We start from the raw sequence: 26,664 nt of genomic DNA, 5'->3' as shown, positions 1-26,664 counted from the left end.
CCGGGAGCGCGCGGCCTGCGCGCCGATCTCCACACCCGTACCGGTCACGACGGACGTCACCCCCTCCCGGCAGTCCTGGTGTTGCTCACTCCCCCACTGTGACACCCGCCACTGACATCGCAATGCCGGTGGGCCAAGTGCCGGAACACCTGCGCCGCACCCTAGTTGGGGCCCCGTCCCCCGTCAGCCGGATGGAGCATTGCTCACTCGATGGAATGGCTTTGGTCAGAGGTGGGTGACGTACTGCAACGATCAGGCCCCGGATTTCGTCCGGGGCCTGGAGGCGGTGAGCCGCGCGCGCCGCGGCCGGGCCGCGGGCTGCAGGAGCCGTGCGCTACGCGCCCGCGGCCGCCTTCGCGGCGATGTCCCCGCGGTGCTGGGAACCGTCGAGGCGGATCCGGGCGACGGCGGTGTACGCGCGGTCCCGGGCCTCGGTCAGGTCCTTGCCGGTGGCCGTGACGGACAGCACGCGACCGCCCGCGCTCACCACGTCGTCGCCCTCGCGCCTGGTGCCCGCGTGCAGGACGTAGGCGTGCGGTGCGTCGACGGCGGCGATCTCGTCCAGTCCGGTGATGGGGTCGCCGGTGCGCGGGGTGCCCGGGTAGTTGTGCGAGGCGACGACCACGGTGACGGCCGCGTCGTCGCTCCAGCGCAGCGGCTCCAGATGGGCGAGCCCGCCGGTGGCGGCGGCCATCAGCACACCGGCCAGGGGCGTCTTCAGACGGGCCAGGACCACCTGGGTCTCGGGGTCGCCGAAGCGGGCGTTGAACTCGATGACCCGCACCCCGCGGCTGGTGATCGCCAGACCCGCGTAGAGCAGGCCGGAGAACGGGGTGCCCCGGCGGCGCATCTCGTCCACGGTGGGCTGGAGCACGGTCTGCAGGACCTCGTCGACCAGCTTGGGGTCGGCCCAGGGCAGCGGCGAGTACGCGCCCATGCCGCCGGTGTTGGGGCCCTCGTCGCCGTCCAGGGCCCGCTTGAAGTCCTGGGCGGGCTGGAGCGGCAGCACGGTCTCGCCGTCGGTGACGGCGAAGAGGGAGACCTCGGGGCCGTCGAGGTACTCCTCGATCACGACCCGCTCGCAGGCGGCCGCGTGCGCCCGGGCGGCCTCCACGTCGTCGGTGACGACGACGCCCTTGCCGGCGGCGAGGCCGTCGTCCTTGACGACGTAGGGAGCGCCGAAGGCGTTGAGGGCCTCGGCGACCTCCTCGGCCGTGGTGCAGACGTACGAGCGCGCCGTGGGCACTCCGGCCCCGGCCATCACGTCCTTGGCGAAGGCCTTGGAGCCCTCAAGCCGCGCGGCCTCGCCGGACGGGCCGAAGACCGCGATGCCCGCCTCGCGCACGGCGTCGGCGACCCCGGCCACCAGCGGCGCCTCCGGGCCGACGACGACGAGGTCGGCGCCGAGCTCCGTGGCCAGCGCGGCGACGGCGGCGCCGTCCAGGGCGTCGACCCGGTGCAGCTCGGCGACCTCGGCGATGCCGGCGTTGCCGGGCGCGCAGTGCAGCGCGGTGACGTCGGGGTCGAGGGACAGGGAACGGCACAGGGCGTGCTCACGCGCGCCGCTGCCGATGACGAGGACCTTCACGGGGCCAGCCTAACGGCAGCGGGGCGATCGGGTTTGTGCGGGCCACCGAGGGGGCGGGGGCGAGGTGTTCGTACGTTCCTCCGAGCCGCCCGTCGGCAGGGGCGCCACCGGCGCCGTGACCGCGCGGCCGCACCGGTGCGGTTACTCGGTGGTGTACTCCTCGACCACCGTTGCGCCCAGCTCACGCACGATCAGTTCGTGGCCCGAGAGGGCGGACTCGTTGAGGTCGGGGTCGTCGTCCTCGGGGATGTCGTCCTCGGGAGCCACGGGGGCGGGGCGGGCCGCGGGTGCCGCCGTCTCGGCGGCGGTGCCGCGGGGCGCCGCGGCCGGGGACGCGCCCGTGGAGCCCGCCGGGGGCTGGGCCGGGGACGCGGAGACGGGCGAGGCGGGCGCGGAGGACGGCCGGGGAGCCGCCGTACGCGCCGCCGCGGGGACGCCGCCATGACCCGCGCCGTATCCGCCGGAGCCGTACCCGCCGGGGGCACCGTGTCCGCCGGGGGCCGGGGGTGCGGAGCCGCCGCCCGTGGGATCGACGACCGCCTCGATCCTCCACTGCACGCTGAACTGCTCGGCCAGCGCCTGACGCAGCACGTCCTCGCTGCCGCTGCTCGCGAAGTTGTCGCGGGCGCCGGCGTTGACGAAACCGAGCTGGAGCGTGGTGCCGTCGAAGCCGGCGATCTGGGCGTTCTGGCTGAGCAGGATCCAGGTGAAGCGGCGGCGGTTCTTCACCGCCTCCAGGATGTTCGGCCACAGCGTCCGCGGGTCGAGTCCGCCGCCGGCGGGGGCCGCCGGGACGGATGCGGCCGGGGGCGGGGCCGGTGTGGACTGCTGGGGCGGGGCGGACGGTGCGGCGGGGGCGGCCGGGCCGCCGCCGGGCGCCGCCGCCGTCGGCCAGCCACCGGGCCGCCTGCCACCGCCGCCGCCCGCGCCGGTGGCGGTGGGCCAGGCGCCGGGCGAGGCGGGCGGCTGCGCGGGCTCACCCGTGGCGGGACCGGTCGGTACGGAGGGATCACCACGGCGAGCCGCCGCTGCCCCGGCACCGGCACCCTCGCCCCCGACGGCCCCACCATGCCCGGTGGGCGCACCATGACCGGCAGGCGCACCATGACCGACGGGCGCATCGGCGGCACCGGCCCCGACGATCCCCTCGTTCTGGCCCTCGCCCCCGGGAGCCGCAGCTCCCCCGGCCCCCCGCACAGCGGCGCGGGCGGCCGCGGCACCGCCACCGGGCGGCACCGCACCCGGGACGCCACCGCCACCGGGCGGCACCGCCGCACCCGCAACGGCACCGGCACCGCCTCCATGCCCCTCGGGCCCGGGCACGTACCCCATGGCGGGCGTCCCCGCCCCCGTGGAGAAGCTCACGCCGCGCTCCAGACGGTCGAGGCGGGCCATGACCGAGCGCTCGTCGCCGTAGGCGGCGGGCAGCAGCACGCGGGCGCAGATCAGCTCGAGCTGGAGACGCGGGGAGGTGGCGCCGCGCATCTCGGTGAGCCCCTCGTTGACGAGGTCGGCGGCGCGGCTCAGCTCGGCGGCCCCGAAGGAACTGGCCTGGGCCCGCATCCGCTCCAGGACGTCGGCGGGCGCGTCGATGAGGCCCTTGTCGGTGGCGTCGGGCACGGCGGCGAGGATGACGAGGTCCCGCAGCCGCTCCAGCAGGTCGGCCACGAACCGGCGGGGGTCGTTGCCGCCCTCGATCACGCGGTCGACGACCTCGAAGGCACCGGCGCCGTCCCCGGAGGCGAAGCTCTCGACGACGGAGTCGAGCAGCGAGCCGTCGGTGTACCCGAGGAGGGAGGTGGCCATGGCATACGTCACACCCTCCTCTCCCGCACCGGCCAGCAGCTGGTCCATGACGGACATGGAGTCACGCACGGACCCGGCGCCGGCGCGCACGACGAGCGGGAGCACACCCTCCTCAACGGGGATGTCCTCCTTGCCGCAGACCTCGCCGAGGTAGTCCCGCAGGGTGCCGGGCGGAACGAGCCGGAAGGGGTAGTGGTGGGTCCGCGAGCGGATGGTCCCGATGACCTTCTCGGGCTCGGTGGTGGCGAAGATGAACTTCAGGTGCTCCGGGGGCTCCTCGACGACCTTGAGCAGGGCGTTGAACCCGGCCGACGTGACCATGTGGGCCTCGTCGATGATGTAGATCTTGTACCGGCTGCGGGCGGGTCCGAAGAAGGCCTTCTCGCGCAGGTCGCGGGCGTCGTCCACGCCACCGTGCGAAGCGGCGTCGATCTCGATGACGTCGATGGACCCCGGCCCGTTCCTCGCCAGGTCCCGGCACGAATCGCACTCCCCGCACGGGGTGGGCGTCGGCCCCTTCTCGCAGTTCAGGCAGCGGGCCAGGATGCGGGCGCTGGTCGTCTTGCCGCAGCCGCGCGGACCGCTGAACAGGTACGCGTGATTGACCCGGTTGTTCCGCAGCGCCTGCTGCAGCGGGTCGGTGACATGCTCCTGCCCGATGACCTCGGCAAAGGACTCCGGTCGGTAGCGGCGGTACAGCGCGAGAGACGACACGCATACGAGGTTATAGGCGCCCACCGACAACGAGCCCGGCTCGCGGACGTGACCTCGGGTACGCGGCCCCGCAGCCGCCCGGCGCCGCCCGGAACGCGAGCGCCCCCCACGCACCCGCCAGAGCCGACCTACCCTTGCTGCCTTCCGGCCCTGGGGGAGTTCAGTCAGATAGCGCCGCGTGAGGGGCTGCCGAAAGACTACCTGATCCCGGGGGCCGGGAACGAGTTCGCGAGCACTCCTCCGCGTCATGTAATGTTTCCGGCGGAGGATTCGCCTAGAGGCCTAGGGCGCACGCTTGGAAAGCGTGTTGGGGGCAACCCCTCACGAGTTCGAATCTCGTATCCTCCGCAGCCGCCTGAACAGGCGAAACGAAGCGGCCCCGTTGATCACAGCGGGGCCGCTTCGTTGTTCACTCAGCCGTCGTTGTCCTGGTTTTTGTCCACAGACGGTGTTTCCGGTGCTCCCCAGATGGCGCGCTCGATCTTCCGAGCCGCCTCCTTCAGCATGGGGTCGGTCACATGCAGGTACCGCGCCCGCATCCTGGCGGCGCCTCCCGGCTCCCATCCCATGATCTGGTCGATGACCCGATCCGGGACCCCGAGAAGCATCAGCACCGTGCCGGCTGTGTGGCGGGCGTCGTGCAGTCGACCGTCACGGACCCCGGCGTCTCCCAGCAGCCGCTTCCAGTCGTGATAGTCCGTGTTCGGGCTGAGCGGACCACCCAGCCGCTTGGTGAACACGTACTCCGACTCCACCCACAGGTTCCCGGCCGTCTCGCGCTCCCGTTCCTGCGCTTCCTTGTGGGCGCGGAGCATCACGACCAGGGGACCGGGGAGTGGCACCGCGCGGCGCCCGGCGCGGGACTTGGTGTTCTTCGTCTCGCGCCGTACCTGCACCCGGTCCGGGCAGTAGCCAGCCTTCCGGCCGCAGGGGGCCTCGTCGCCGCAACCGTGCTCGTACTTCGGCCGCAGCCGGTTCCGGCGAAGCTTCAGGTACTCGTTGTCCAGGTCAACGTCAGACCATCGCAGCCCCAGCGTCTCGCCCTGCCGCAGACCGAGTGCAAGGGCGAGCATCCAGCGGGCGCTGTTCCGGCGCTTGTTGACTTCGAGCAGCAGGCTTTGCACCTCGTCCACCGAGTAGGGCTCAACCTCGGTTTCGTCCTCCTCCATCCGTGGCGGTTTCGCCAGGGTCGCAGCGTTCTTGGCTGCGTAGCCGCGCCGTACCGCCTCCCCCAGGGCGGTGCGGGCCGTCCTGTGGGCCTGGTGAGCAGTGCCCGGCTTGCTGCCAGAGTTCTGCATCCGGCGGTACAGGCTCTCCAGATGCTCCGGTTCCAAGCGGTCAAGGCGGTGCTTGCCGATGCCGGGAACCAGGTGCACCCGTACGGCCACCTCGTAGCCGGCGTAAGTGTTCTCGCTGATGACGGGCCGGGCGATGTTCTCCACCCAGTGCTCAAGCCACTTTGCGACGGTCCACGGCTTGCCGGGCTGCCGCGCCGAACCCTCGTCGCGCTGCTTCTCCAGCTTCCGAACCTCATCAACCAACTCTTTGCGCGTCGGGCGCGTCAGGTGTCGGCGGTACGGCGTGCCGTCGTCCTTGTAGCCCATCGGCACGCGGGCGTGCCAACGGCCGTCCTTACCGAAGTAGATGGCGGATTCGCCGTTGGCACGGCGGGTGCGCTTCTTCTCTTCTGCCACAGGCAGGCTCCTGCTTTCTCCCTGTTGGGGCGGGAACCGAGACGGCGGGAGGACTGCCCGCCGTCTCGAACGTCGTCAAGCAGCTCGTCGGGCCGCACGTCGGCGGGCGAGGTACGCGGCTGGCGCGTCGGCGGGGACGCGACGTAGACGGCCGATGTCGATGGACTCCAGCTCTCCGGAGCGAATGAGCGCGTAGCACGTGGTCCGGCCGATGCAGAGTCGGCGGGCGGCCTCTTCGACGGTCAGGAGGACAAGGGTGTGGTCGATGGAGTCGGCGAGTTGGGCCGTGTCCATGCGGCGGATCTCCTTCTTCTCGCGACGAGTGAGGGCGGCGGGCCCTTCTGGGGAATCCGCCACGTCCGCCACGCCGCCACACCGCAGGTCAGAGCCTTGATCGTGTGGCGGATAGCGGTTTTGTGGCGGATAGGTGCCGCCACATCAGTGCGGCGTGGCGGCACCGAGGGCGCCGGATCCGCTATCCGGCGAGAGTGGGCTGCGTGGCGGCTTCCGCGGGCGTGTGGCGGATGACTGTGGCGGTATCCGCCACGGGTTCACCCCCGCTGACCTGCGGTGTGGCGGACGTGGCGGACGTGGCGGATTTTCCGGGGGGTGGGGGGCAGTACCGCGTCCAGGCGTCCGTGAGGTCTTCCGCGTAGTAGCCCTTCGGGAACCCCGAAGGGGTGCGGATGCCACGGGGCTTGATCGGCTTGTTGGCGGGGGTGACGTACTGGCTGAGCAGCTTGGCCAGCATCCGGGAGTTGAGCGGCTTGTCGTCCACGTCGCCCCAGGGGGCGTCGTCCAGGTCGAGCAGCATTTCGAGGATGACGGCGGTGGGCATGCGGTCGGCGCCGCAGAACACCTTGTCGCGCAGGTCGGTCAGCAGCCGGACTCCGAGGGAGGCTTCGTCGTTGTCGTGGGCTGCGTTGACCAGCTCCAGGCAGGCGGCGCGGGCTCGCGTCGGCCAGTCGTCCCCGGCGGCGTCGGCGACGGCGAGTAGGGGTTCCCACACGTCGGCCGGCCGGTCGGTGACCCCTTCGGGAAGTTCGGGCCAGGCGTCGGTGACCTGCTCGCGCACGCTGTCGGCCCACTGGGCGAGCCGATCTCGCAGGGCGTGGCCTTGGCGTTCGTTGATGCGCTGCCGGTAGGGCTCGATCTTCTCGTTCGGGGCGCGCTTGCGCATGCGGATGATGACGGAGCGGGTCAGGATCGTGTCCGGGAGGGAGCCGAGCCCGGCCATGGCGACGGCGCAGAACGAGGAGAACCGCTGCACGCTCTGGTTCGCTCCGTCCCCGACGCAGCGCAGCATGGTCCCGATGCGCCGGTATCCGGAGTTCAGGAACCCGCGGACGGGTTCGTTGTCGCCTGCCTTCGGTCCGAACACCGTGTCGATCTCGTCGAAGAGCAGCGTCGGCCGTCCCTCGGCGGCGTCCACCAGCCGGAACAGGGCGTTGGGCGAGGCGTTCACGGTGGCCTCGGCACGGGGGGTGAGCGTTTCCACGATCTCCAGCGCGCGGGACTTGCCCGAGCCGGGCTCGGGGGAAAGGAACGCGAGGCGGGGGGTGGAGTCGAAGCAGTCGAGCAGGTGGGCGTGCGCGTCCCACAGGGTGACCGCGACGTAGGCGGCCTCGGTGGGGAAGACGTTGAAGCGGCGGTGGAAGGCTTCCACCTCGTTGAGCAGCGCGGCGCCGTTGATGGGGTCGGTCATGCGGCGTCCCTCCCTTCCATGAGTGGTGCGGGCGTGCCGGTGCAGGCGGATTTGTGGGCGTCGTACTCGGTGACCAGGGCAGCAACGGCCCGGGGGCCGGTGGCGGTGCCGGTCTGGCCGCAGGTGCAGGCGTAGGCGGCGGCGGGGGTGTCGCCGTGGCGTTTGGTCCAGCGGGCGCCGTCGTAGTGGTGGCGATAGACCGGTGGGGCGTAGATGCAGATACCGGGCCGGTCGGGTGTCGGGTCCTCGGTGCCGTGGCGGGCCTCGTCGGCCTGGAACCGGTCAGAGCGAAGAGCAGAAAGGACGCCCTTACGGGCGGCGACCTTCGGCCCGCCCACGGCCGGGGTGTCCACAGGCTGTGGAGCGGCTGGCGGGCCGCTGGTGGTGACGGAAGGGCTCTTAGTAGGCGGGGGGCTGGTCACGCTGCCCTCCCGCCGGCCGGGTTGTGGGCGATGGACCAGTCCAGCCCCCGCGCGATCACGTCGTCGTAGTAGCGCTGGGACTGGGTGGCGTTGCCCGCCACCGCCCTACTAAGAGCCTCCTCGACCTCCCCACGGTCGAGGTCGCCGGACGCGACCAGCCGACCCAGCGCCCGCGCGGCCCGCAGCAGCGTGGCATTGCGGGTGCCGTCCGCGGCGGTGGCCACGTTGTGCACCTCGCCCCGCAGCGCCGCCGCGGCATACCCGCTGCGGCACTTCATGGAAGTCGCCATGGCGTTCTGCGGCGGCTTGGGGCGGCTGGTGAGTGCCTGGTGTAGCCAGTCGGGCAGCGGTGCCGGGTCGCGGTCGTCCAGGACGGTGTACGTGCCGTCCGGGGTGGTGCTGCCGGCGGCGACGACGTACCCGCCCCAGCCACGGGTGTCGATCTTCTTGGCGAGCCGTCCGGCGGTGGAGTGCAGGCGGGCGCCGGGCGGTTGGGTGAAGTACAGGTGCTCTCCGCCGCGGGCGGTCCGCACCCGGTAGGTGTCGGGGACGGCCTGCCCGGCGCGCTCGCAGAGCGCGGCAAAGTTGGTTACGCCGTCAGGCGTTCCTTTTGGCTCTTCAGGCTTGAGCGTGTCCAGGTCCACCACCAGCAGCCCGGACGGGCCGGTGGCGATGCCGACGTTGTAGGGCCGCAGCGCCCACGCGGTGGCCAGCAGCTCGGGGTTGGTGGTGGCGCGCTGCTCGGGTGTCTGGTGGCCGTTCGCGCAGCGATCGGTGCCGGGGCAGTACTTCTGCGCGTGCCCGGCTGGCCGCTTGTCGCCGGGCCGTAACGGGATGACGTGCCAGCCGTGCTCGGCCGCATCCGACGCTGCACGCAGCAGCGCGGATCGGGCGTCATGCGTCATGATGGGAGACCTCCAACAGGTCTGTTGAGGACTGGAGACAAGGGCGGCCCCGGACTTTGGCGAGACGGGGGCCGCCTTTGACGTAGGTACGGGCGGGTTTGCTGGAGTCTGGTAAACATCAGCCGCTTTGTCGCTGCTGGTTGTGGCCAGGTTCCGCGCAGGGCGCGGCGACGTCGGTTGCGCCTACCAGTTGCTTCTGCTGTGGCAGCAGGTGTTGCGTCATCTGTTGCGGTTGCTGATCCAGCCATCGGGTGTTGTGCCTGGTAGACGGCTCACAGCAACGTGGTCGGGGGGCTGACATCCCCTCTGCGGCCCCTTCGCCCCCGCGCTTTTGTGGTGAGGAGTGAGGCGGTGGGCGTGGGCGCGGGGCAGCCTCGGGGATCGCGGCGGCGGGTGTCGGGCTGCGCACGGGCCGGCCGCGCGCAGCCACCGCCCCCGGTTCGTGAACGCCTGGGGCGTTCAGCGGGTGACGTGGTTGCTGGTCCGGGCGGTCAGTCCGCGCGTGTGGGTGTTCAGAGTGGTGTTCTCCTGCCGGACCGGGCCGTTGTAGTGGTGGTGGGTTTCGGTGTGGGTGGCCTTGATGGAGCGCACGGCCGAGCCGATGGCGGCGGCGACGGCCGCGACGGCGGCGATCGCCGAGCCGATGGCGGCGGCGACGGCCGCGACGGCGGCGATCGGGAGGGTGACGAACAGGACGCTGGTCAGGGTCACGGCGGCGAATCCTTGGCAGGCGAGCCAGATGCCGCAGCCGACGCCGACGCAGGTGGCTCCGACGCCGATTCCGGCGACGGCGGTCCCGGCGGCCCACGCGGGGACGATGCGGTGGTCCGGCTGAGGGACCGGGGGCGTGCTGCCGTAGGCGGGCAGCGGGGTCGGGTCGCGGTAGGCGGTGGGCATCTGCGGCACGGGCCGGTAAGCCTCCGCGATGATCCTGCGGGCCTCCGCGGCGGCCTCGGCGTCGGTCAAGCGGGGGTTGGAGTGGATCGCGTCGGGGGCGCTCTCGGCGGGGGTGTCGGGGTGCACAACGGGGTCCCTTCAATGCGGCGGGCAGCCTCCGCGTTGTGCGGTGGCTGCCCGTGCCTGCTTGTCGTGTCGCTTGTCGTGCGGCTTGTCGCTTGTCTTGTCTTGTCGCTTGTCGCCTTGCAGGTCACAAGCCGTTTCCGCGCCTCCAGACCCGCTCTGGAGCCTTCTGTTTTCCGGGGACGACAAGCGACAAGTGATCAGCCGTCGGACGGCTGCCCGGGGGCGTGGCGGCGGTGGACGTAGCGGGCTTTGGTGCCCTCCCCGACGCGGACGGCGGTGCCGTCCGTCACCCACGTCTTGAGCCAGCCGACGACCGTCTGACGGGTCGTGCCGTACTCGTCGGCAAGCGCGCGGGCGATCGCGGATGCCCCAGTGCCCTCGGTGCCGGCGGCGAGCAGCAGCGCGAGCGCGGCCTGTTGTGCGGGGCTTTCCTGCTCGCCCCGCAGCGCCGACAGGTTCAGCCCGCCAGTGGCGGGCGGCGCCGCGTCGGTGGTGCGGGTGTGCGGGTCGGGGGCGGTGCCGAACTGGGCGTCGATCTGCTCGCGGAACTGGCGCAGCATCTCCTCTTCCGGCGAGACCTGCTCGGCCGGCTGCTCGCTGCGCAGCGCCGACAGGTTCAACCCCGCCCCGGCCGCGGCGCCCTCGGTGGTGTCGTCTGCGGTGTGGTCGCGCATCCATGCGGTGCGCTCCGCGTCCCAGCGGCGGACGTAGGCGGGCCCGGCCGCCCTGGCAGAGATGTCGTCCAGCACCGGGTGCCGGTCGGACGTGGCGGCGATGATCTCCCGGATCTGGTTGGGCAGGATCCGCCACGCCTTGAACAGCGCGGCCGGCGACTCCGGGGTGCCCATGAACCCCGCCCCCTTGTACGGGGCCTGGTCCACGCGCAGCCCGCGGGAACCGGGGAACATCTTCGACAGGTCCATGCCCTCGGTCTCACCGCCGGTCAGGGCAACGCGCACCTTGGCCTCGCGGCGGATCATCAGGTTGCTCAGCACGCTCCCGGTCGCCCCGAGCGCGGTGAGCACGGTGCGCAGGCCCATCGCGCGGGCGATCCGGATCACTTCCAGGATCTTCTCGGCGAGCTTGCGCATCTGCCGGTCCGGACTGGCCAGGATCTCCGCGCCCTCGTCAATGACCAGCATGATCTGCGGGATTTTCGCGCTGATGGGCAACAGGTCCGTGTTCGCGCGGGCGAGCAGGTCCTGATAGCCCATCTTGCGCTGCTTGGCCACCCTGACCGCGGTCTCCAGCATCGTCATGGCCTCGTCGAACGTCCCGGCCAGCCAGTCGATACCGGGCCGCACAGGCTTGCCGTCCTCGGCAGTGATCTCGCCGTTGAGGGCGGGCAGCACCCACGGCAGACCAGCGGATCCGGCGTTGAGGTCGATCACCCACGTCAGGATGTCCTCGGCGCGAGCGAACCCCGCGAGGATTGAATGGACCATGTTCGTCTTGCCCGACCCGGTGGGGCCGACGATCAGCGCGCACTGCTCGCGCAGGTAGGCCAGGATCTGTTCGGCGTTGGTGCGGTAGCCCCAGGGGATGCCGGTGTGCAGGGACAGCGGCCCGTACTCAGCCGGATAGGTCCGTTCCTGTTCCAGCACGTTGACCGTGGTCACGTCGATGATGACCCGGCCCTGGTCAATGCCGGGGGACGCAGTGGCGGTGCAGCCGTGCGGCAGCCGGGCATCCGCCGACAGCCGCGCCGACTCGGCAGCGATCTTGTTCCAGGTGGCGCCGCCGGGCGGCAGCTCGGCGTCCAGGGAGTATCCGGCGCCGGTCTCCCACTTCTCCACGCCGACCACGCGAATGGTGATGTTGCACACTCGCTGGATGCGGTCGATCCATTCCGCGGCGATCGCCCGCCGCTCCGCGGACAGCTCCCGCGCGATGGCCCGCTGCTCCGCGGCGATGGCCTCCTCCTCCCGCGCTTCCTCATACAGCGCCGAAGAGCGGGCGGCGGCGCCGATACCGACGCCGATCGTGGCGAGCGAGCCGAGGGCGGCCCAAGTCAGGGGGCCGTGGGTCATGGCCCACGTGGTCCAGCCCGCGCCGACGAGCCAGGAGGCGGCACGGGTGGCAAGCGTCCGGCCGGCGTTGCGGACGCGCAGGCCCACGACGGTGTGTCCGAGGGCGCCGGCCGCGCCGACGGCCAGGGCCCATCCGGGGGGCATGGCGGTGGCGGCGCCGGTGGTGGCGACGGCGAAGGCTCCGGTGGTGGCGGACAGGGCGCCGGTCACGGGTCCGTGACCGGCGGTCCAGTCCAGCACCGGGCCACTGCTCTTGTTGGCGGTGGCGGTGCTGCTCATCTCAGACGTTCCAGCCCTTCTCGGCCTCGTGGCCGTTGCGGGGGTCCTCGTGGCGGGCGATGTCCTGCTCGTGGGCCTGCCGGAACAGCGGGCCCATGTCCTCGGCGACCGCGACGGCGCTCATCAGGGCGCCGAAGATGTCGTTGAAGCCGTCCGCGACCTCCTTCTCCAGCGGGAACTCGGAGTCGGAGCGCTCGGCGAGGATCTTCATCACGTTCGCCACCGACGTGAGGGCGGCGGGCAGTCCCTCGACCATGGCCAGGATCTCCATGGCGTTCTCGGGGTCGTACTGGGTGGCGGCCTGCTCCATCTCGGCCGCGACTTCTTCGAACCGGAAACCGGACACGTGCTCTCCTTCGCTCACCTCGGGTGTGGTGCTGGTGGGGACCGTGGCCGCGGGCCGCTCGATGCCGTCCGCGATGCCGTCCGTGCCGTCCTCGGCGGCCTCCGCATCGGCGGCGGCTTCCTGCTCACGCAGGTTCTTGCGGGTGGTCTCGTCGCGTGCTGCGCGCTGCTCGGCAGCCGTGGTGACGAGCCGTCGGTACAGGCGTCGGCCCGGGTTCATCAGCCACGGAATGCCGAACTTGCGCCCGATCGGGGTGGTGATGAGCCCCAACAGCCCGGCGGGCAGGGCGAGCAGCGCGGCGAGCAGGCGGCGGCCGTGGAAGCGCGCCGCGGACCGGCGCAGCGCCTGCCGGGCCGCCTTGCGGGCCGGGGCCTTGCGTACCTGCGCGCGCTGCGCGGCGATGGTGCTGCCGGTCTTGGCATCCCGCTTGGCCCGGTTCTTGGCGACCGCGGAATCCCGCGCGGCACGGGCCTTACGGACGGCACCGCCGAAGAAGCGGCCCACACCGGTGCCGCCCCTGCCCAGTCGGCGGCTGCCAGCTGCGGCCTTGGCGTTCCTGCGGGCGTCGGCCACGGCGCGGCGGGCGGCCGTGGTCTGTGCCCGCTTGTCCGCGCGGGACCCCGCGGCGTTCTTCTGTGCGGCGCGCAGGGCCTTGATCTGCCCGAGCTGGCCAGCGGCCTTCCCCGCACCGCTGGCAGCGCGCTTGGACAGGCCGTGCCCAGCCTTGCCGCCGCTCTTCGTGCCGGCGGCGGTGCTGCCGTGGTGGGCGGTGGGGCCGGTGCCGCGGCGGTGCTGGCCCGGCACCCTGCCAGACCGGCTACCACTGCTCCGACCAGCACGGGAGGCGGCAGAACGGCCACCGCCGCTCCGGCTGCCGCTGTTCCGTGCTCCGCCCGCTCCTGTCCGGCTCTGGTGCAGGCCCGCGCTACGGGCGGCGCTGCGGCCGGCGGCGCGTGCGGCGGCCCGCCGTGCCTCGCGGCGCGGGTCGGGCTTGCGGGAGCGGACAGTGGCGACCGTGCCCAGGACCACGGCCCCGGTCACGGCGACCAGAGCGGCGATCGGGCCGCCTGCCAGGGAGGCGGCGGCGACTGTGCCCACGGTGCTGTTCGCCCCGGTCAAAGCGAGCGGGACGACCGGCCAGCCGCCGGGCGTGTGCTCCACCTCCTTGGCCGCGGTGGTCTGCGGCTCGGGCGGCGGGGCCGAAGGGGTGGGGGCAGCCTCGACGGCTACCGGCTCAGTGCTGAGTTCCGTCATGCTGTGAGCACTCCTTGCGGGGAGTAGGGCCCGGCCGGTGCTGTGGAAGGTGTTCGGCCGGGCCTGCCAACAGGGCTTATGCGACGCGCTGTTCTTCGGGATAGGCGCAGCTCACGCACGTGCCGAGCATGGTCGGGATGACGTATCCGGCATCCCGACCGCACTCCGGGCACCTGCGTCGGGCGGCGTTCGCCTTGTCCAGGGCGGCCCGCTTGGCGGGCGTCATAGGCCGGACAGGCTTGGCCTGCTCGATCTCGTAGAGGTAGGCGACCAGCGGCCCGCGGCGGCGCCGCGGACGCTCGATCTGCGCGGCCACGTCCTGCCCGCCGGGCCGCAGCCCACGGGCGCGCAGTTGGCGGCGGGTGGCCAAGCCGTCAGGGGCGAGCCGCCACGGGTAGACCGGGACGGCGGCCATCACTGGCTCGCGATGGCCAGCTCAGCGCCGCCCGTGCTCGGGTCGCGGTGCTCGGCGTAGCGGGCGGACACCCACCCCACCGACCAGCCGCACAACTCCGCCGCGGCCCGCACCGACAGGCTCGCGGCGAACGCAGCGGCCACGATCGCGCGCGCCTCGTCCTCCGGAAGCTTGCCGGCGGCCGGGCCGCGCGCCAGCAGCGCGGCGCGTTCACGCTCGGCCCGCTCCTCGCGGGCCTGGCGTTCACGGCGTTCACGCTCCTCGCGCTCCGCCGCCTCACGCTCGCGGCGTTCGGCGGCTTGCCGCTCGGCCTGCTCACGCTCCCGCTCACGCTGTTCAAGCTCGCGTTCACGGCGTTCACGCTCGGCCCGCTCCTCACGCTCGCGGGCGGCCCGCTGCTCCTCCTCGGCACGCCAGCGCCGCTCCTCCCGTTCGGCTGCCTCGCGGGCGAGTTGGGCTTCGTGCTCACGCTGTTCACGGGCGAGCCTTGCTTCGTGCTCGCGTTCCTCGCGGGCCTGCCGGCGGGCGGCTTCCTCGCGTTCGCGTCGGGCCTGCTCGGCTCGCTCGCGCTCGGCGCGCTGCCGCTCCTCCAGCGCCGTCACGGCGGCGGTGATGGCCCGGCGGTAGGCCAGCCCGGTTTCCGCGGTGACGATCAGAAGCAGCGGCGCCACCGCGTGCACGGCCACGCCCACCAGGTCTTTCTTCAACGCGGAGTCCGCGGTGTTCAGGGCCAGCGTCATCGCGCCGGTCATCCACCGCAGCGCTACCGGCCACCGCCCACCGTGCCCACCCAGACGGGCCAGCACCGAATCCAGCCGGACCACGATGACCACCGCGGCATCCACCACGAGCGGCAGGATGGGGGCCGTCCAGTGCCAGGCGCGGGGGGTGTGCGCGGCCATCAGCGGCGTGACCGTGAGGATCGAGTACAGCATGGCGCCGCACACGATCAGCCATGTGCCCACCGACAACGCGCGCTCCGCTGAACGGATCTGAACCCCGTTCACGCCGCCCCCTCCATCGGCTTCGCAGCGGGCATGTACGCGCGCCGGAACCCGTTGGAGGCGGGGTCGTAGATGAACGCCTCACAGCGCCACGTGAACTCGGCTGCCGGGCGTTCATCGCACGGCTTCCACACGTGGTCCGCCGGCCCGCCGTGGGTGGCGGTGTCGGCGTAGGCGTCCTCGCGGGAGCGGTAGATGGAGTGCGGCTCGCCGTAGTGCAGCAGCACCGTAAGCGTCCGCCCCTCCAACGGCTCGCCCTCCAGCTCCTCGCGGAGTCGGCGGATCTCGATGTCCTTCAACAGCAGCTCCCGCTGCGCTGCGGACAGCTCCTCCATCGCACGGGCCAGGATCACGCCCACCTCGTCCGTGGTCGCCTCCGCCCGCTCCGCGCGATCGGTGACGGCGTACAACTCCCTCACGTGCTGGCCGAACGCCTCGTTCGCCGCCCCGCTGGCGTGCCGCGCGTGCTCGCAGGCGGCGCGGGCGTCGTGCTCCAGCCGGGCCAGACGGCCGGCGGTGACGATGCGGATCACGCCGCCTCCCCCGCCGTCGCGCGGTTGGCCAGCGCCGCCCGCTCGCTCAGCACCCGGTGCAGCGCCTTACGCAGACGCCGCGTGTCCAGCTCACTCGGCGTGCGGTCCATCAACGCGATACGCACGTCCAGCAGCTCGACCTCCGCCAGAATCAGCGGCGTCTCCACCGCGATGGCGTCCAGCTCCGCGGCCGTCGGCTCGCGGTCGTACTCGTCGGCGGTAACAACCGCCTGAACAGCAGCGATGTGCTTCATGGGTCGTGTGTCCTCTCACAGGTGAACGGCCCGAACAGCGCCCCCCGGATGCCAGTCCGGGGGGCGCGCGCCGTTGAAGTCGGAGTTTCCGGCTCCCCTCCGCTGCTCGTACGAGACGAGCAGCGGAGGCAACCGGACGCGGCGCAGAAAGCGCCGCGGTGGGTGGTGGTCGTACGGGTGTCTCCTTCGGGAACACGAGCTCCCGTTTCAGGCGTATGGAGACGCGACCTTTCGGTCTAAGCCCTCCGAACTGCCAAGGGGTCCGGGTCCCTCGCCCCCGCCGCAGCGGGGCCTCATGACCCCCGAAGGGGCCCTTTTGAGCACAGGCGAGCATGCTTGATGGAGCTGCACCACCTGCTCAACTTGTAGGAACAAGTTGATGCAGTGATGCTGCACCCACGGACAGTGAGCCGTCAAGGGATTGGGGCCTACATGTACCGACAAGTTGAGCGAGTGCGTCATGATGGGCGCATGAGCAAGCAACCCAAGTACCGACAGGTGGCCGACGCCCTACGTCGTGAGATCGTGAACGGCGCGTTCGACAGCCACCGCCGGTTGCCCTCGGAAAGCGAGCTGTCAGCCCGGTTCGATGCTTCCCGTAACACCGTTCGGTCGGGCCTTGCCTTGCTGGTCAGCGAGGGGCTGATTACGTCCAGCCAGGGTCTGGGCTACGAGGTTCGATCACACGAGGTGTTCGAGCTCAACGCTTCGCGCTTCGAGAACCTGGAGTTCCCCCAGAACGGGGACGCCTACAACACCGACGTAACGAACGCCGGCCGCCGTCCCCATCAGTCGTTCCGGGTCGAAATGCTGCCTGCACCAGCAGACATCGCGGAGCGACTGAAGATCGAAGAGGGAAGCACGACAGCTCTGCGGTTCTGTCACCGGTATGTGGATGACGTGCCGTGGTCCACGCAGGCCACGTACTACCCCGCCTGGCTGATCGAAGAGCGCCCGCGCTTGGCTGAGCCCAAAGACATAGAAGAGGGAACCACCAGGTATCTGGCCGCTAGCGGAATCGAGCAGGTCGGCTACTTCGACGAGATCGCGACGCGTATGCCGACACCGGAAGAGGCCCGCCTCTTGGAGGTAGGCGCCGGCGTACCCGTGCTGCTCTGGACACGCACGGGCTACTCGGCAGACCGTCCGATCCGATGCACCATCACGACGTTCCGGGGTGACCTGAACCGGATGAACTACGAGATTGGCGACCTCAGCGCCCGAAGCGAGACCACGTGATCATCACTCCTGCAGAACCGCACGACCTGGCCAAGCTCCTGTCCTTCCGTGAGGAGGCAGCGGCTTGGCTGCGCGGTATCGGCTCCGACCAGTGGAGCCGTCCGTATCCGGCGGACAAGCTGTTGGCGACGATCGAAGCGGGCACCGTGTTCATGCTCCGCGATGGGCACACCACCGCCGGGACCATCACGCTCACCCCGGATGCGGAAGACGGTCTCTGGACTGATGACGAACTGACCGAACCGTCGTTGTTCATCAACAAACTCACCGTGGCGCGAGAGTACGCCGGTCAGAACCTTGGCGGCCGACTGCTCGATTGGGCTGGCGACCGTGCGCACCGGGCGGGCGCTAAGTGGGTCCGACTGGACGCGTGGACGACGAACGAGGGACTCCAGCGCTACTACCTCGCGCAAGGCTTCACGCACGTTCGTACGGTCCGGGAGGGGACTGCTGTGAACGGCGGCCCGCGCGTCTCAGGGTGGCTCGCTCAGCGCGCGGCACGGCCGGCAGAGCACGGATTCACGGACTGCACGCCGACTCCCGCACGGCTTCCGTTTGCGGCTTGAGCGAAACATCCCATCTGACCCGCAACACCTACCGGCAGTTCGCCGCACATCCGCCGATGCACTGCGCTGGTAATCGACGGACTCACGAAGGCGTGGGGTTGAACCATGGGATCATGGTGTTGTCTCCCGCTTTGGGAGTAAAAATGGCTGCCGCCGTGACCCACTGTGCATCAGCTTTCGGGGTCACCTGGACTCCACTGACCGCGGATGTTATGGGACGGCCGTCCATGTTGGCTGGTAGCGCGACGTTACCCGCCTCAACATACTCACGAAATCTTTCCTCCATCCATTCACAGTTCGGTGGCGGATCGGCCAATTTCATCTTGCTCAGTGCAGGCTCGAAGAAGAACCATCGGATTCGCCCACTTGGATATAGGGCCATTACGGCAATTGGGCTAGGTGGCGGAGAGGCGGGCCAGACATACTTGTCGACGTCCAGGAGCCCTTGACGATAGGTGGGCCAGTAAGACAAGAGGGCATCAATTGCCTCTGTAAGCTTGCCCGTGTCGACGGACTGGCGACTCCCTACTTCTGAGGCAAAGCTGCGGAAAAAGGTCAACCCTTCCAAATAGGAAAGGATGGCTAGGTCGAGAGATGGTCCGATCCTATGGACGCTCGCACCGGATATCTCTGCGTGGCTGCCCAGCACTCCGCCGTAACTCCCGTGCGTAACCTGCGAAAGGAGACGGTAAGTGTCATAATGGCTTTCGTACCCGTGGTCTTTGGCACGGTCGTACAGATTGCGTGAACTCCAGTCGCGGCGATAGGCGGGGCCAAACTTCGTTAGCACGCGCTTGAGAGGAAGTAGGGCATCACGCTTCAGTTTTGCCAGCCTGTTTCTTTCGCGCTTCTGTGCGACTCCCTTTAGGTAGTGCAATCCGCGAGTAAGGTTAGCCAGCAGGTCGGCTGTCACAGCTTTGTGTTCCAGGTATCTTTCTGCTGCCGTCGCTGATGTCATCACCTCGCAATAATTCACGAGATGCTCGAAGAGGGATCTGGAAACCCGCGCTGCCGATCTACCATCACCGATGAGCAGGGAATCAACTAGACCAATATAATCATTGAAGGCGTGATTCCCGATGATGACTGCGGACTTGTTCGTGGTTTCTGTAAAGAATCTTCGAGTGACGATGTGGAGTTCTTCTTCGACGGCCCAAATTAGCGTGGAAAAGTCAGGAAGTCGATACTTTAGGTTGGCACTGATCTCGTCCTTAAATGCCAGCCCCTGGTGTTCTGAAGGGGGGACTTTGAAATCAACTTCCCCGAATTTGTCTCCCACCGACACCCCTCCCAGGTAGAGCTCACTAGGATAAGCGCACCAGAGTTGAAGGGCCAGAGTCTTGCCAGAGTGATCACGCTGGGGTGGTGCGCCGATTGGTGCCAACCACACTCTGGGTACCGCACTATCTGGTGCACGTTGCTCCTCTGGAGGACTCGCCAGGCTCCTCGGCGGGCTGATTGCAGGGCCGCCCGACGGAGGCACGATGGGGACCGCACCGGGGAACTTGCCAAACGGGGTGCACCCAGGTCTCGTACCCTGCCATAATCGCCGTTTATGCAGGACTATCCGAAGCAAGTGCGAGTTGTCGGAAGCATGCCCGCTTTTGCCGCCGTGCAACCGGCCCAAGAGGTACCACTGCTCCGATTCTTCATCCGGCTTCCCTACCATCTGCCGATCCCAAGTGGTCAGACGTTCCGCATGAGCCGATCTGCTGATCCCAATCAGCCGGCATGGGTTGTTATCTCCTTGCGGCAGTTCCACATATCGCTAGTCGACTCGGCACTCGATCCATATCGGGCAGGATTGAAAATCCTCCGAGGGGAAGCCGCCCCTCAGGAGTCGGGTGGCAAGTCAACTCAATCCTGGGTTGTGGCGGACACTCTAGATGTTGCATTTGATGACGAGCCAGAGGCCAAAAAACTGAATCAAGTTTTGACCCGAGCCTTTGAGAGGTGCCTTGCCGCGATAAACCTGCTAAGCGAAAGCTCGCGCCTCACAACTGGTGAAATCTGGTCCTATCCGATAGCTAAAGACTCTCTAGACCCAGAGGTGAAATGCGACGTACTCGACCCTCGTAGTGGTGCAGTACTGGCAGAAAATTCTCTGCGAATAAATCACCGCAAAATAAATACTGTCAGTTTGGCGCACAATGAACGAGAAGTTAGCGAACGGATACGTCAAGCTATAGCGCGTCGACTTGAGTCGGAGGCAGCAAATGCCCCCCATCCGTTTGTCACCGCTCGTTCACTTGCGTTGGAGGCGCAGACTCAACGGGTGCATGGAGCCGCATCAGCCAGCATTGTATCTCTGCAAGCATCGGTGGAAAGCCTGCTTCGGGGTCTATGCACAATGCTGCACCGTGACATGGGAACTCAACCGGAGGTAATCGCCGAGAAATCAGAGATCCCATTCGAATCTCTCATAAAAAGGGAGCTTCCTGGCCTGCTGGGTGGGAGATGGAGCGGACTTGACTCGGTACCCGGAGAGTACGAGGTGAAGCTATACAAGTTGCGCAACAGAATCGTCCATGCTGGTTACGCTCCATCGTATCTAGAAGTCAACCCGGCTTTCGATGTTCGGGATAGATTCACTGAATTCATTGAGCATCGGCTCAAGGAGCGCTGGAGGAAATATCCTAGGACCACACTGGCTTGGCATGATTCCCTCGCCGGTGGCCCAGGTAGGACCCCGAGAGCTGCTAAAAACACACTTGATGAGATACGGGAGAGTTGCCCCTTCTATTGGGTTTAATTGGTGAAGGCGTAACCTGCCGGACGGGTTCGAGGCTCGGGACGAAGAGGCCGTTTCACCTGTGGTGAGGGTGAGTCCTGGTTGTCGCCGGCGCCTGGAGCCGGGGGTTCGTCTAGCCTCCTGTGGCCATCCTCTGGCCAACATAACCCGCACCGAGTGACTCGACCCTCCTAAGGCGCAGGTCAAGGCCTATCTGGTCGTATGAATCCGGATGGTCTTGAAAACCGCTCGGTCTCGCTACCCCTGCCGGCCAGTACGTGACTGCCATTCCCTGTACCGCCAGCGCAGCGCCTCCGCGTGTGGGCGCCGAGACAGCTCACGAATATGCGGCGTGACGATACCGAGCTCTTCGATAGTTGGGCCCTGGGGGCGCGTCACCACGTCGAGGCTCTCCGGGTCAATGGCGAACAGGTGTGCGTCGTAGGCGCGGTGGAGTGCTGCATTGAGCGGCAAGCCATTACGAGGATCGTCTGTGCCGTCCTCGGCGTCGGGCCGCAGGTGAGCTGCCTCGATCATCTCGGGCACTGCGATCCCCGAGAGGGGGCAGCGAGGTCCATAGCGCTGGAAGACCCGCAGCTTGAAACGGCGCTGCCCTGGGCGTTCACGAACGTTTCGCCGGCTGCTCCGGCTGCTGTTACCGGTCAGGGAAAAGGGCTGCTCGTCTGAGTGATCCTCGATCAAGAGGTGTTCCGGTCTGCTGTCTCCAAAGCTGATCAAGAAGATCCGTGAGCGCTCTTCCCACCCCTCCACCCACGCCAGGCGCACAATGCGGACGCTGGACCGGGGGGTTGGCTTCGCGATGACGAAGATGGGCAGCTTCAGGGCTGCTGCTGCCTTGGTCGCGGCGACCTCTGACTCATCACGGCCCGGACCCCGGCCAGTAGTGGGGTAGTGGTAGATCACGTCGTTGTCGCTGATCTCGTCTGGGTAGTGCGCACCGGTGTGGAGGACTCCCACAGTGATTCCGCCCTCGTGAACGGCCTCTGTCCTGGCCTTGTCCATCCAAATGCCCTGGCCTCCGCCATAGACACCGAATCCGCGCAGGACGCCAGGTGGAACCTGGCTAAGGTCTTCTGTGAGCTGCAGGTGCGACCAGATCGCGAGACGCCAGGCACGCTCACCCTCGACCGTGGTGGGGCGTCCGTCGATCACTGTGAAGCCGAGGCGCTCCAGCAGGCGGTTGCTGTGATCCCGTCCACCGCTGATCACGCGCGCGTCAGGATCCTGGTGTTCATAGCGATGTGCCACGTTGGCGATGGCCTTGGCGTCGTACAGCCGACCAGCCACCTGAAGGTAGTACTGATTGGCACGCTCGAATCTGTGTCTGTCCAGAAAGGCATCCCGCCCCATGTCGTCGTACTCCTGGACGACACGCCGAACGATGCTGGCATCCGTCAACCCCGTAGCGGTCATGGGTCCCCTCCCGTCACCCGGTCCGACCTTGATCGTAGGGAGGACCACTGACACTGCGCCGCTCGTTGTCTTGGTCTTTGTCCAGTGCGCTGACGATCGCCGCCGTTCGCCGCCGTTCGCGTCCCCCATCTGACCTGGCCTTTGAACCTACATGGACGCTCCTAAATGGCCACGTGGACAGTTGGAAAGCGTGTTGGGGGCAACCCCTCACGAGTTCGAATCTCGTATCCTCCGCCAGTGCCTCACCGGGCACGATGTCGAAGGGCCCCACCGCTTGCGGTGGGGCCCTTCGACGTTGTCCGTCTCAGTTTTCCGTCTCAGTTCGTTTTTTCCTCGGAGCCGGGAGGGGGTGCAGGGAGCGCGCATCCGGGCCGCTCCCCCAGGCTCTCGACCCGTGATCGAGTCGATCACGACGTCCGGGACACCGAGGATCAGGAGAACGGTCGCGGCGGTGTGGCGAGCGTCGTGGAGACGGCCGTCTCGGACACCGGCGTCCCGAAGCAGGCGCTTCCAGACATGGAAGTCGGTGTTCGGGCTCAGCGGCCCGCCGGTCGGCGAGGCGAAGACGCAGCCCTTGCCCTCCCGGTCGGCGCCAGCCGCGATCCGCTCCAGCTCCTGGGCTTCTTGCGGATGCGGACGTACCCCGCGTCGAGGTCGACGTCCTCCCAGTGCGGCCCGAGCGCTTCCCCTTGCCGCAGCCCGAGGGCGAGGGCGAGGGCGATGACCTACCGCGCGCCGGGGTGCCCTGGCGCGGTCGAGCGAGCCCACGGATGATCTCCGATGGGCTCGCGCATGCGTGTTTCACTGCGAAGTAGTCGCTGAGTCTCCGCTTGGTCAAGCCTGCGGGGCGATCTCGTCAACCAAACCGCGGACGCGCTTTTCGATCTCGTCGCGGATCGGGCGTACCGCTTCCACGCCCTGCCCGGCCGGGTCAGGGAGCTGCCAGTCGAGGTAGCGCTTTCCCGGGAAGACGGGGCAGGTGTCACCGCATCCCATCGTGATCACGACGTCGGACGCCTGGACCGCCTCCACCGTGAGCACCTTGGGCACTTCGGCGGTGATGTCGATGCCCACCTCCGCCATGGCCTCGACGACGGCCGGGTTGACGGTGTCGGCGGGGGCGGAGCCCGCGGACCGCACCTGGACGCGGTCGCCCGCGAGGTGGGTGAGGAAGGCGGCGGCCATCTGTGAGCGCCCGGCGTTGTGGACGCAGACGAAGAGCACGGACGGCGTGGCGGTGTCAGACATGGGTGGAGTCCTCTTGGGGCGCGGGGACGGCGGGGGCGGTGAAGTAGCGGCGGGCGTACAGGGCGACGTACACCAAGCCAATCAGTGCGGGCACTTCGATGGGGGGCCGACGACGCCGGCGAGGGCCTGGCCGGACGTGGCGCCGAAGGTGGCGATGGCGACGGCGATGGCCAGTTCGAAGTTGTTGCCTGCGGCGGTGAACGCCTGCGTTGTGGCCCGCGAGTAGTCGAGGCCGACCGCGCGGACCAGGGTCATGGACCCGGCCCACATGACGCCGAAGTAGACCAGCAGCGGCAGGGTGATGCGGGCGACGTCCAGCGGCTGCGAGGTGATGGCGTCACCTTGCAGGGCGAAGAGGATGACGATCGTGAACAACAGCCCGTACAGGGCGAAGGGACCGATGCGCGGGATGAGCTCGGCCTCGTACCAGAAGGCGGGTCCGGCCCTCCGAATCTCGTATCCTCCGCAGCCGCCTGAACAGGCGAAACGAAGAGCCGAGCCGCCGATGCGACTCGGCTCTTCGGCATGACCCGGTCGCGTCACCGAGCAGCAGGCATCCGGACGGCAGACGCCACGACGATTGGGGCGCAAGGACCCGCACGACGAGTTGGCGGTCCTGGCCCGCGTAGACCACGTGATGGTTGCCAACTGGACGGCCTCAGACGCGAGCACAAGCCGAGCTGAGGCCCGGACGCTGCTGATTCCCGTGCGCCCGCATACCCGGGCCACCGAGGCCGGGATCCGGCCCTGACGGCTAGCGGCCCTGGGACGGTGAGCGGCGTGTGGAGGTGCCCGGGGTTCTGGGCGTGGTGGTGGATGTCTTGGAGGGTGCGGGCCTCGGTGAGCCGGGCTTGGGGGTCGTGGCCGGGTTGTCGGTCGCCTGGGGTTCCGGAGGGGTCGCCCGGGGGAGGCGGTGGCGGGGGATGGCCCGGCGGGGCGGGCGGGTGAGGGTGATCTGCCGTACGAGCTGCTGGAAGCAGGCCAGGGACGCGAGGCCCGGCAGGGCGGCCGCCGAGATGTCGACGATCGTCCGGGGCGCCTGCAGCACGCATAAGAGCATCGCGATCGAGGAGAAGAACAGCACCACGCACCAGGAGTGCACCGCCCGGCGCTGGTGCAGCGCGGCCCGCAGCACGGAGAGCGAGGCCACCAGCCAGGGGCCGTACACCAGCAGGGGCCACCAGGAGGCGACTCCGGCCTCCATGCGGGCGATGGCGACGATGCGCAGGGGGTCGTAGGAGACCATTCCGCCGAAGAAGCTCACCGCGGAGGCGATCACCGCGGTCAGGGCGGCGATGACCTGGCTGACCGTGCGAATGCTCTTCAGGCTCCCGCGCCGGCGCACCTTCCGGTGGCCGCGGGGCGCCTCGCCCTTCAGCCGCCTCAGCGGGGGCAGCTCCGCGGTGATCTCCCGCAGGTTGTCCAAGGGGGAGCCGGGGACCGGTTCGGTGACCGGCGTTTCATCGCGGGGAACCGGATTTTCTTCGCGTGGGTACGAGTACTCGTCGCGGGCGGAAGGGTGTTCCTCGCGGGCACCAGGAATCTTCGGGGAGTTGGCCTCCTGCATCGCGTCCTGGAGCATGAAGGCCAGTTCTTCGGCCGGGTCCCAGCCCGAATCCGGTGGTACCAGAGGAGTCGAGAAGAACCGTTCCGGGGCGCGGTGCCGGCCGGTGCCCGCCGCTTGGTGACCGAGCGGGCGATCGCCCGCGTGGTCGGTCATGTAGTCCGTGACGTGATTGGTCACATGACCGCCTACGTAATCGCCTGCGTATTCCCCTGCGTAATCACCGAGCTGCCCACTGGAATGGTCATTCTGTTGGCCCATAAAATATCCGGAACGGCGGTCAATACGTTCGTCGTACATTACGCCGCCGGCTATTCGGCGCAGGAGAAGGCGGATCGGCCTTCCGAACCGACCCAGCGGCGGGCGAGATCGGCTTCCAGCGCGCTCATCGCATCCAGGAAATCCCTCAGCAACGGCTCGGTGACCTTGAGGGCGACCGGCAGGCCGCCTCTGGTAAGGGTGCCGTTGACGGTGGCCGACGCGTGCACCGGGGCCGGGGAGTAGGTGTAGGGGCCCAGCGCCACCGCGTGTGAAGCACTCGTGTCCTGTCGCTCTTGACCTACGAGCAGACCCAAGTACCCTTCCCTGGTTGCCTTAGTCATATCCCGACTAACGTCGCCGAACTTCCCCGGATGCGCGGCATTCGGGTGAAGGAATTCCCCGATCAGACCTATATTGTGCGATCGGATGTCTCGTCCGTCTAGCCGACGAGATGGACGATGTCCGGACCGGCAGCCGGGCGGACGCCTCCACCGGACACCCGTCCGTCATTCGGCACTCGGCGGGATATTTTCGACGGCGGGATCCCACACGGAATGATCCGCAATTTCCTCGCAGCGATGTCAACCATACGCCGAAGCCGATGCGGTTTCACGGTGCCGACGCGCCACATACTGCGTTCGGCGGCTACGGTCCGCCCGCTCGGGTAACCGGCTGTCATGGGCGAGATCCTGGTGGGCGCGTGTTCGTGGACGGACCCCGCGCTGGTGCGCAGCGGCTGGTATCCCAAGGGTTCGCGGGACGCGGAGGGGCGTCTGCGCCACTACGCCACCCGCTTACCGGTCGTCGAGGTCGACTCCGGCTACTACGCGCTCCCCTCCGCCCGCAACAGCCGGCTGTGGGTGGAGCGGACCCCGGACGGTTTCGTCTTCGACGTGAAGGCCTTCTCGCTGCTCACCGGGCATCCCACCCGGCGCGGCGCGCTGCCCGTTGATCTGCGCGACGCGCCCGACCCGCGGGATCCCCAGGTGCTGGACGCGGTGTGGGAACGGTTCGCCGAGGCGATCGGGCCGCTGCGCGACGGCGGGCGGCTGGGCAGTGTGCTGTTCCAGTTCCCCCCGTGGTTCCGGCCGGGCGCGGCGGCCGAGGAGTTCCTGGGCCAGTGCGCCGCGCGCACCGCCAAGTGGCCCGTCTCGGTGGAGTTCCGGCACCCCGCGTGGTGGCGGGAGGAGCAGGCCGACGCGACCGCCGCGCTGCTGCGCGGGCACGGCTTCGCCGCCGTCGCCGTCGACATGGCGCGGACCCTGCCGTCGTCCGTCCCGCCGGTCACCCCGGTCACCTCGCCCCAGTTGGGCGTCGTCCGCTTCCACGGCCGCAGCACGGCCTGGGGCACCGGGAGCAAGGAGGACCGGTTCCGGTACGAGTACGCCGACGCCGAGCTGGCCGAGTGGGTGCCCCGGCTGCGCGCGCTGGCCGCCCGGGTGGAACGGCTCCACGTGCTGTTCAACAACTGCTGCGCCGACGCTGCCGTCCGTGCCGCCGAGCGGATGCGCGCGCTGCTCGACGGCTGCTGATCCGCCGCTCCCGCCGAGGGGCGCCGTACCTCGGTCTAGCTGTACCCGGTCATGACTTTGGTGACAGTCGGGTGATCGGTGGCTGGCCGCCGAGCGCAGTGTGTCGGCGGCCAGTGT

General features: G+C 69.1%; 22 protein-coding genes, 1 tRNA gene, 1 other RNA gene and 2 pseudogenes. 4 read left to right on the top strand and 22 right to left on the bottom strand.

Annotated features, from left to right (window positions below):
• Positions 1-334 precede the first annotated feature (334 nt).
• The 3 genes from purD to ffs all read right to left on the bottom strand — a co-directional run bounded on the left by purD (position 335) and on the right by ffs (position 4,299).
• Entirely contained in the window at positions 335-1,588 is a 1,254-nt protein-coding gene (purD, locus tag IE249_RS32450; protein ID WP_189710639.1) for a phosphoribosylamine--glycine ligase, read from the bottom strand.
• Between the two features lie 141 nt (positions 1,589-1,729).
• Positions 1,730-4,108 carry a DNA polymerase III subunit gamma and tau gene (locus IE249_RS32445; protein ID WP_189710638.1) on the bottom strand — a complete coding sequence of 793 codons (2,379 nt, stop codon included), beginning with the start codon at positions 4,106-4,108 and terminating at the stop codon, positions 1,730-1,732.
• Between the two features lie 92 nt (positions 4,109-4,200).
• Positions 4,201-4,299, bottom strand: an RNA gene (gene ffs, locus IE249_RS32440) — signal recognition particle sRNA small type.
• A gap of 72 nt (positions 4,300-4,371) precedes the next feature.
• Between ffs and IE249_RS32435 the strand changes: the two genes are divergently transcribed.
• A tRNA-Ser gene (locus IE249_RS32435) sits at positions 4,372-4,456 on the top strand.
• A gap of 65 nt (positions 4,457-4,521) precedes the next feature.
• Here IE249_RS32435 and IE249_RS32430 read toward each other — a convergent pair.
• The 12 genes from IE249_RS32430 to IE249_RS32375 form a co-directional block, all read right to left on the bottom strand.
• Positions 4,522-5,802 (bottom strand): tyrosine-type recombinase/integrase, encoded by a 1,281-nt coding sequence (locus IE249_RS32430; RefSeq protein ID WP_189710636.1) that lies wholly within the window; start codon positions 5,800-5,802, stop codon positions 4,522-4,524.
• A gap of 75 nt (positions 5,803-5,877) precedes the next feature.
• Entirely contained in the window at positions 5,878-6,096 is a 219-nt protein-coding gene (locus tag IE249_RS32425) for an excisionase family DNA-binding protein (protein WP_189710635.1), read from the bottom strand.
• A 181-nt stretch (positions 6,097-6,277) separates the two neighbouring features.
• The gene (locus IE249_RS32420; RefSeq protein WP_189710634.1) at positions 6,278-7,507 is read right to left on the bottom strand and encodes a DUF3631 domain-containing protein; all 1,230 of its coding nucleotides are present in this window, start codon (positions 7,505-7,507) and stop codon (positions 6,278-6,280) included.
• Positions 7,504-7,845, bottom strand: coding sequence for a hypothetical protein (locus IE249_RS32415; RefSeq protein ID WP_189710632.1), 342 nt, complete (start codon positions 7,843-7,845; stop codon positions 7,504-7,506). Before IE249_RS32415 ends, IE249_RS32420 begins: the two co-directional genes overlap by 4 nt.
• An 80-nt stretch (positions 7,846-7,925) precedes the next feature.
• Positions 7,926-8,834, bottom strand: a complete 909-nt coding sequence (locus IE249_RS32410; protein ID WP_189710630.1) for a bifunctional DNA primase/polymerase — start codon at positions 8,832-8,834, stop codon at positions 7,926-7,928.
• A gap of 459 nt (positions 8,835-9,293) precedes the next feature.
• Positions 9,294-9,857 (bottom strand): hypothetical protein, encoded by a 564-nt coding sequence (locus IE249_RS32405; protein ID WP_229859753.1) that lies wholly within the window; start codon positions 9,855-9,857, stop codon positions 9,294-9,296.
• Between the two features lie 197 nt (positions 9,858-10,054).
• Positions 10,055-12,166 (bottom strand): hypothetical protein, encoded by a 2,112-nt coding sequence (locus IE249_RS32400; RefSeq protein ID WP_189710628.1) that lies wholly within the window; start codon positions 12,164-12,166, stop codon positions 10,055-10,057.
• Between the two features lies 1 nt (position 12,167).
• A complete protein-coding gene (locus IE249_RS32395) occupies positions 12,168-13,766 on the bottom strand; it encodes a hypothetical protein (protein WP_189710626.1) in 1,599 nt (532 codons plus the stop codon).
• Between the two features lie 76 nt (positions 13,767-13,842).
• Positions 13,843-14,181: an RRQRL motif-containing zinc-binding protein gene (locus tag IE249_RS32390; RefSeq protein ID WP_189710624.1), complete on the bottom strand. Its 339-nt coding sequence runs from the start codon at positions 14,179-14,181 to the stop codon at positions 13,843-13,845.
• A complete protein-coding gene (locus IE249_RS32385) occupies positions 14,181-15,188 on the bottom strand; it encodes a DUF2637 domain-containing protein (protein ID WP_189710622.1) in 1,008 nt (335 codons plus the stop codon). The genes IE249_RS32390 and IE249_RS32385 overlap by 1 nt, the downstream gene beginning before the upstream one ends.
• Positions 15,185-15,718 carry a hypothetical protein gene (locus tag IE249_RS32380; protein WP_189710620.1) on the bottom strand — a complete coding sequence of 178 codons (534 nt, stop codon included), beginning with the start codon at positions 15,716-15,718 and terminating at the stop codon, positions 15,185-15,187. The genes IE249_RS32385 and IE249_RS32380 overlap by 4 nt, the downstream gene beginning before the upstream one ends.
• Positions 15,715-15,972, bottom strand: coding sequence for a DUF6284 family protein (locus IE249_RS32375; protein WP_189710618.1), 258 nt, complete (start codon positions 15,970-15,972; stop codon positions 15,715-15,717). The genes IE249_RS32380 and IE249_RS32375 overlap by 4 nt, the downstream gene beginning before the upstream one ends.
• A gap of 471 nt (positions 15,973-16,443) precedes the next feature.
• Between IE249_RS32375 and IE249_RS32370 the strand changes: the two genes are divergently transcribed.
• The gene (locus IE249_RS32370; RefSeq protein WP_189710617.1) at positions 16,444-17,211 is read left to right on the top strand and encodes a GntR family transcriptional regulator; all 768 of its coding nucleotides are present in this window, start codon (positions 16,444-16,446) and stop codon (positions 17,209-17,211) included.
• Complete coding sequence (locus IE249_RS32365) at positions 17,208-17,777, top strand: GNAT family N-acetyltransferase (RefSeq protein ID WP_189710615.1); 570 nt, start codon at positions 17,208-17,210, stop codon at positions 17,775-17,777. Before IE249_RS32370 ends, IE249_RS32365 begins: the two co-directional genes overlap by 4 nt.
• 82 nt (positions 17,778-17,859) lie before the next feature.
• On the opposite strand, the gene IE249_RS32360 is transcribed toward IE249_RS32365, so the two are convergent.
• From IE249_RS32360 to IE249_RS32330, 7 genes and pseudogenes are all read right to left on the bottom strand, one after another.
• The gene (locus tag IE249_RS32360; RefSeq protein ID WP_189710613.1) at positions 17,860-19,056 is read right to left on the bottom strand and encodes a DUF5677 domain-containing protein; all 1,197 of its coding nucleotides are present in this window, start codon (positions 19,054-19,056) and stop codon (positions 17,860-17,862) included.
• A gap of 1,710 nt (positions 19,057-20,766) precedes the next feature.
• Positions 20,767-21,942, bottom strand: a complete 1,176-nt coding sequence (locus IE249_RS32355; RefSeq protein WP_229859750.1) for an HNH endonuclease — start codon at positions 21,940-21,942, stop codon at positions 20,767-20,769.
• Between the two features lie 357 nt (positions 21,943-22,299).
• Positions 22,300-22,658, bottom strand: a pseudogene (locus IE249_RS32350) (tyrosine-type recombinase/integrase); the annotation flags it as partial.
• A 118-nt stretch (positions 22,659-22,776) separates the two neighbouring features.
• On the bottom strand, positions 22,777-23,190 hold the full coding sequence (locus IE249_RS32345) for an arsenate reductase ArsC (RefSeq protein ID WP_189710611.1): 414 nt from the start codon (positions 23,188-23,190) through the stop codon (positions 22,777-22,779).
• Positions 23,183-23,652, bottom strand: a pseudogene (locus IE249_RS32340) (arsenic resistance protein); the annotation flags it as partial. The pseudogene IE249_RS32340 and the gene IE249_RS32345, both read right to left, overlap by 8 nt.
• A 292-nt stretch (positions 23,653-23,944) precedes the next feature.
• Positions 23,945-24,910 (bottom strand): DUF2637 domain-containing protein, encoded by a 966-nt coding sequence (locus IE249_RS32335; protein ID WP_189710677.1) that lies wholly within the window; start codon positions 24,908-24,910, stop codon positions 23,945-23,947.
• Positions 24,911-25,065: 155 nt separating this feature from the next.
• Complete coding sequence (locus tag IE249_RS32330; protein WP_229859748.1) at positions 25,066-25,329, bottom strand: hypothetical protein; 264 nt, start codon at positions 25,327-25,329, stop codon at positions 25,066-25,068.
• A gap of 363 nt (positions 25,330-25,692) precedes the next feature.
• On the opposite strand from IE249_RS32330, the gene IE249_RS32325 reads away from it, so the two are divergent.
• Positions 25,693-26,547 carry a DUF72 domain-containing protein gene (locus tag IE249_RS32325; protein ID WP_189710609.1) on the top strand — a complete coding sequence of 285 codons (855 nt, stop codon included), beginning with the start codon at positions 25,693-25,695 and terminating at the stop codon, positions 26,545-26,547.
• Positions 26,548-26,664: the final 117 nt, after the last annotated feature.

The organism is Streptomyces anandii JCM 4720 (assembly GCF_014650655.1).
In the GTDB taxonomy this organism is placed as follows: domain Bacteria; phylum Actinomycetota; class Actinomycetes; order Streptomycetales; family Streptomycetaceae; genus Streptomyces; species Streptomyces anandii.
The sequence above is the reverse complement of the archived record's forward strand: the minus strand, read 5'-3'. Positions and strand labels throughout refer to the sequence as shown.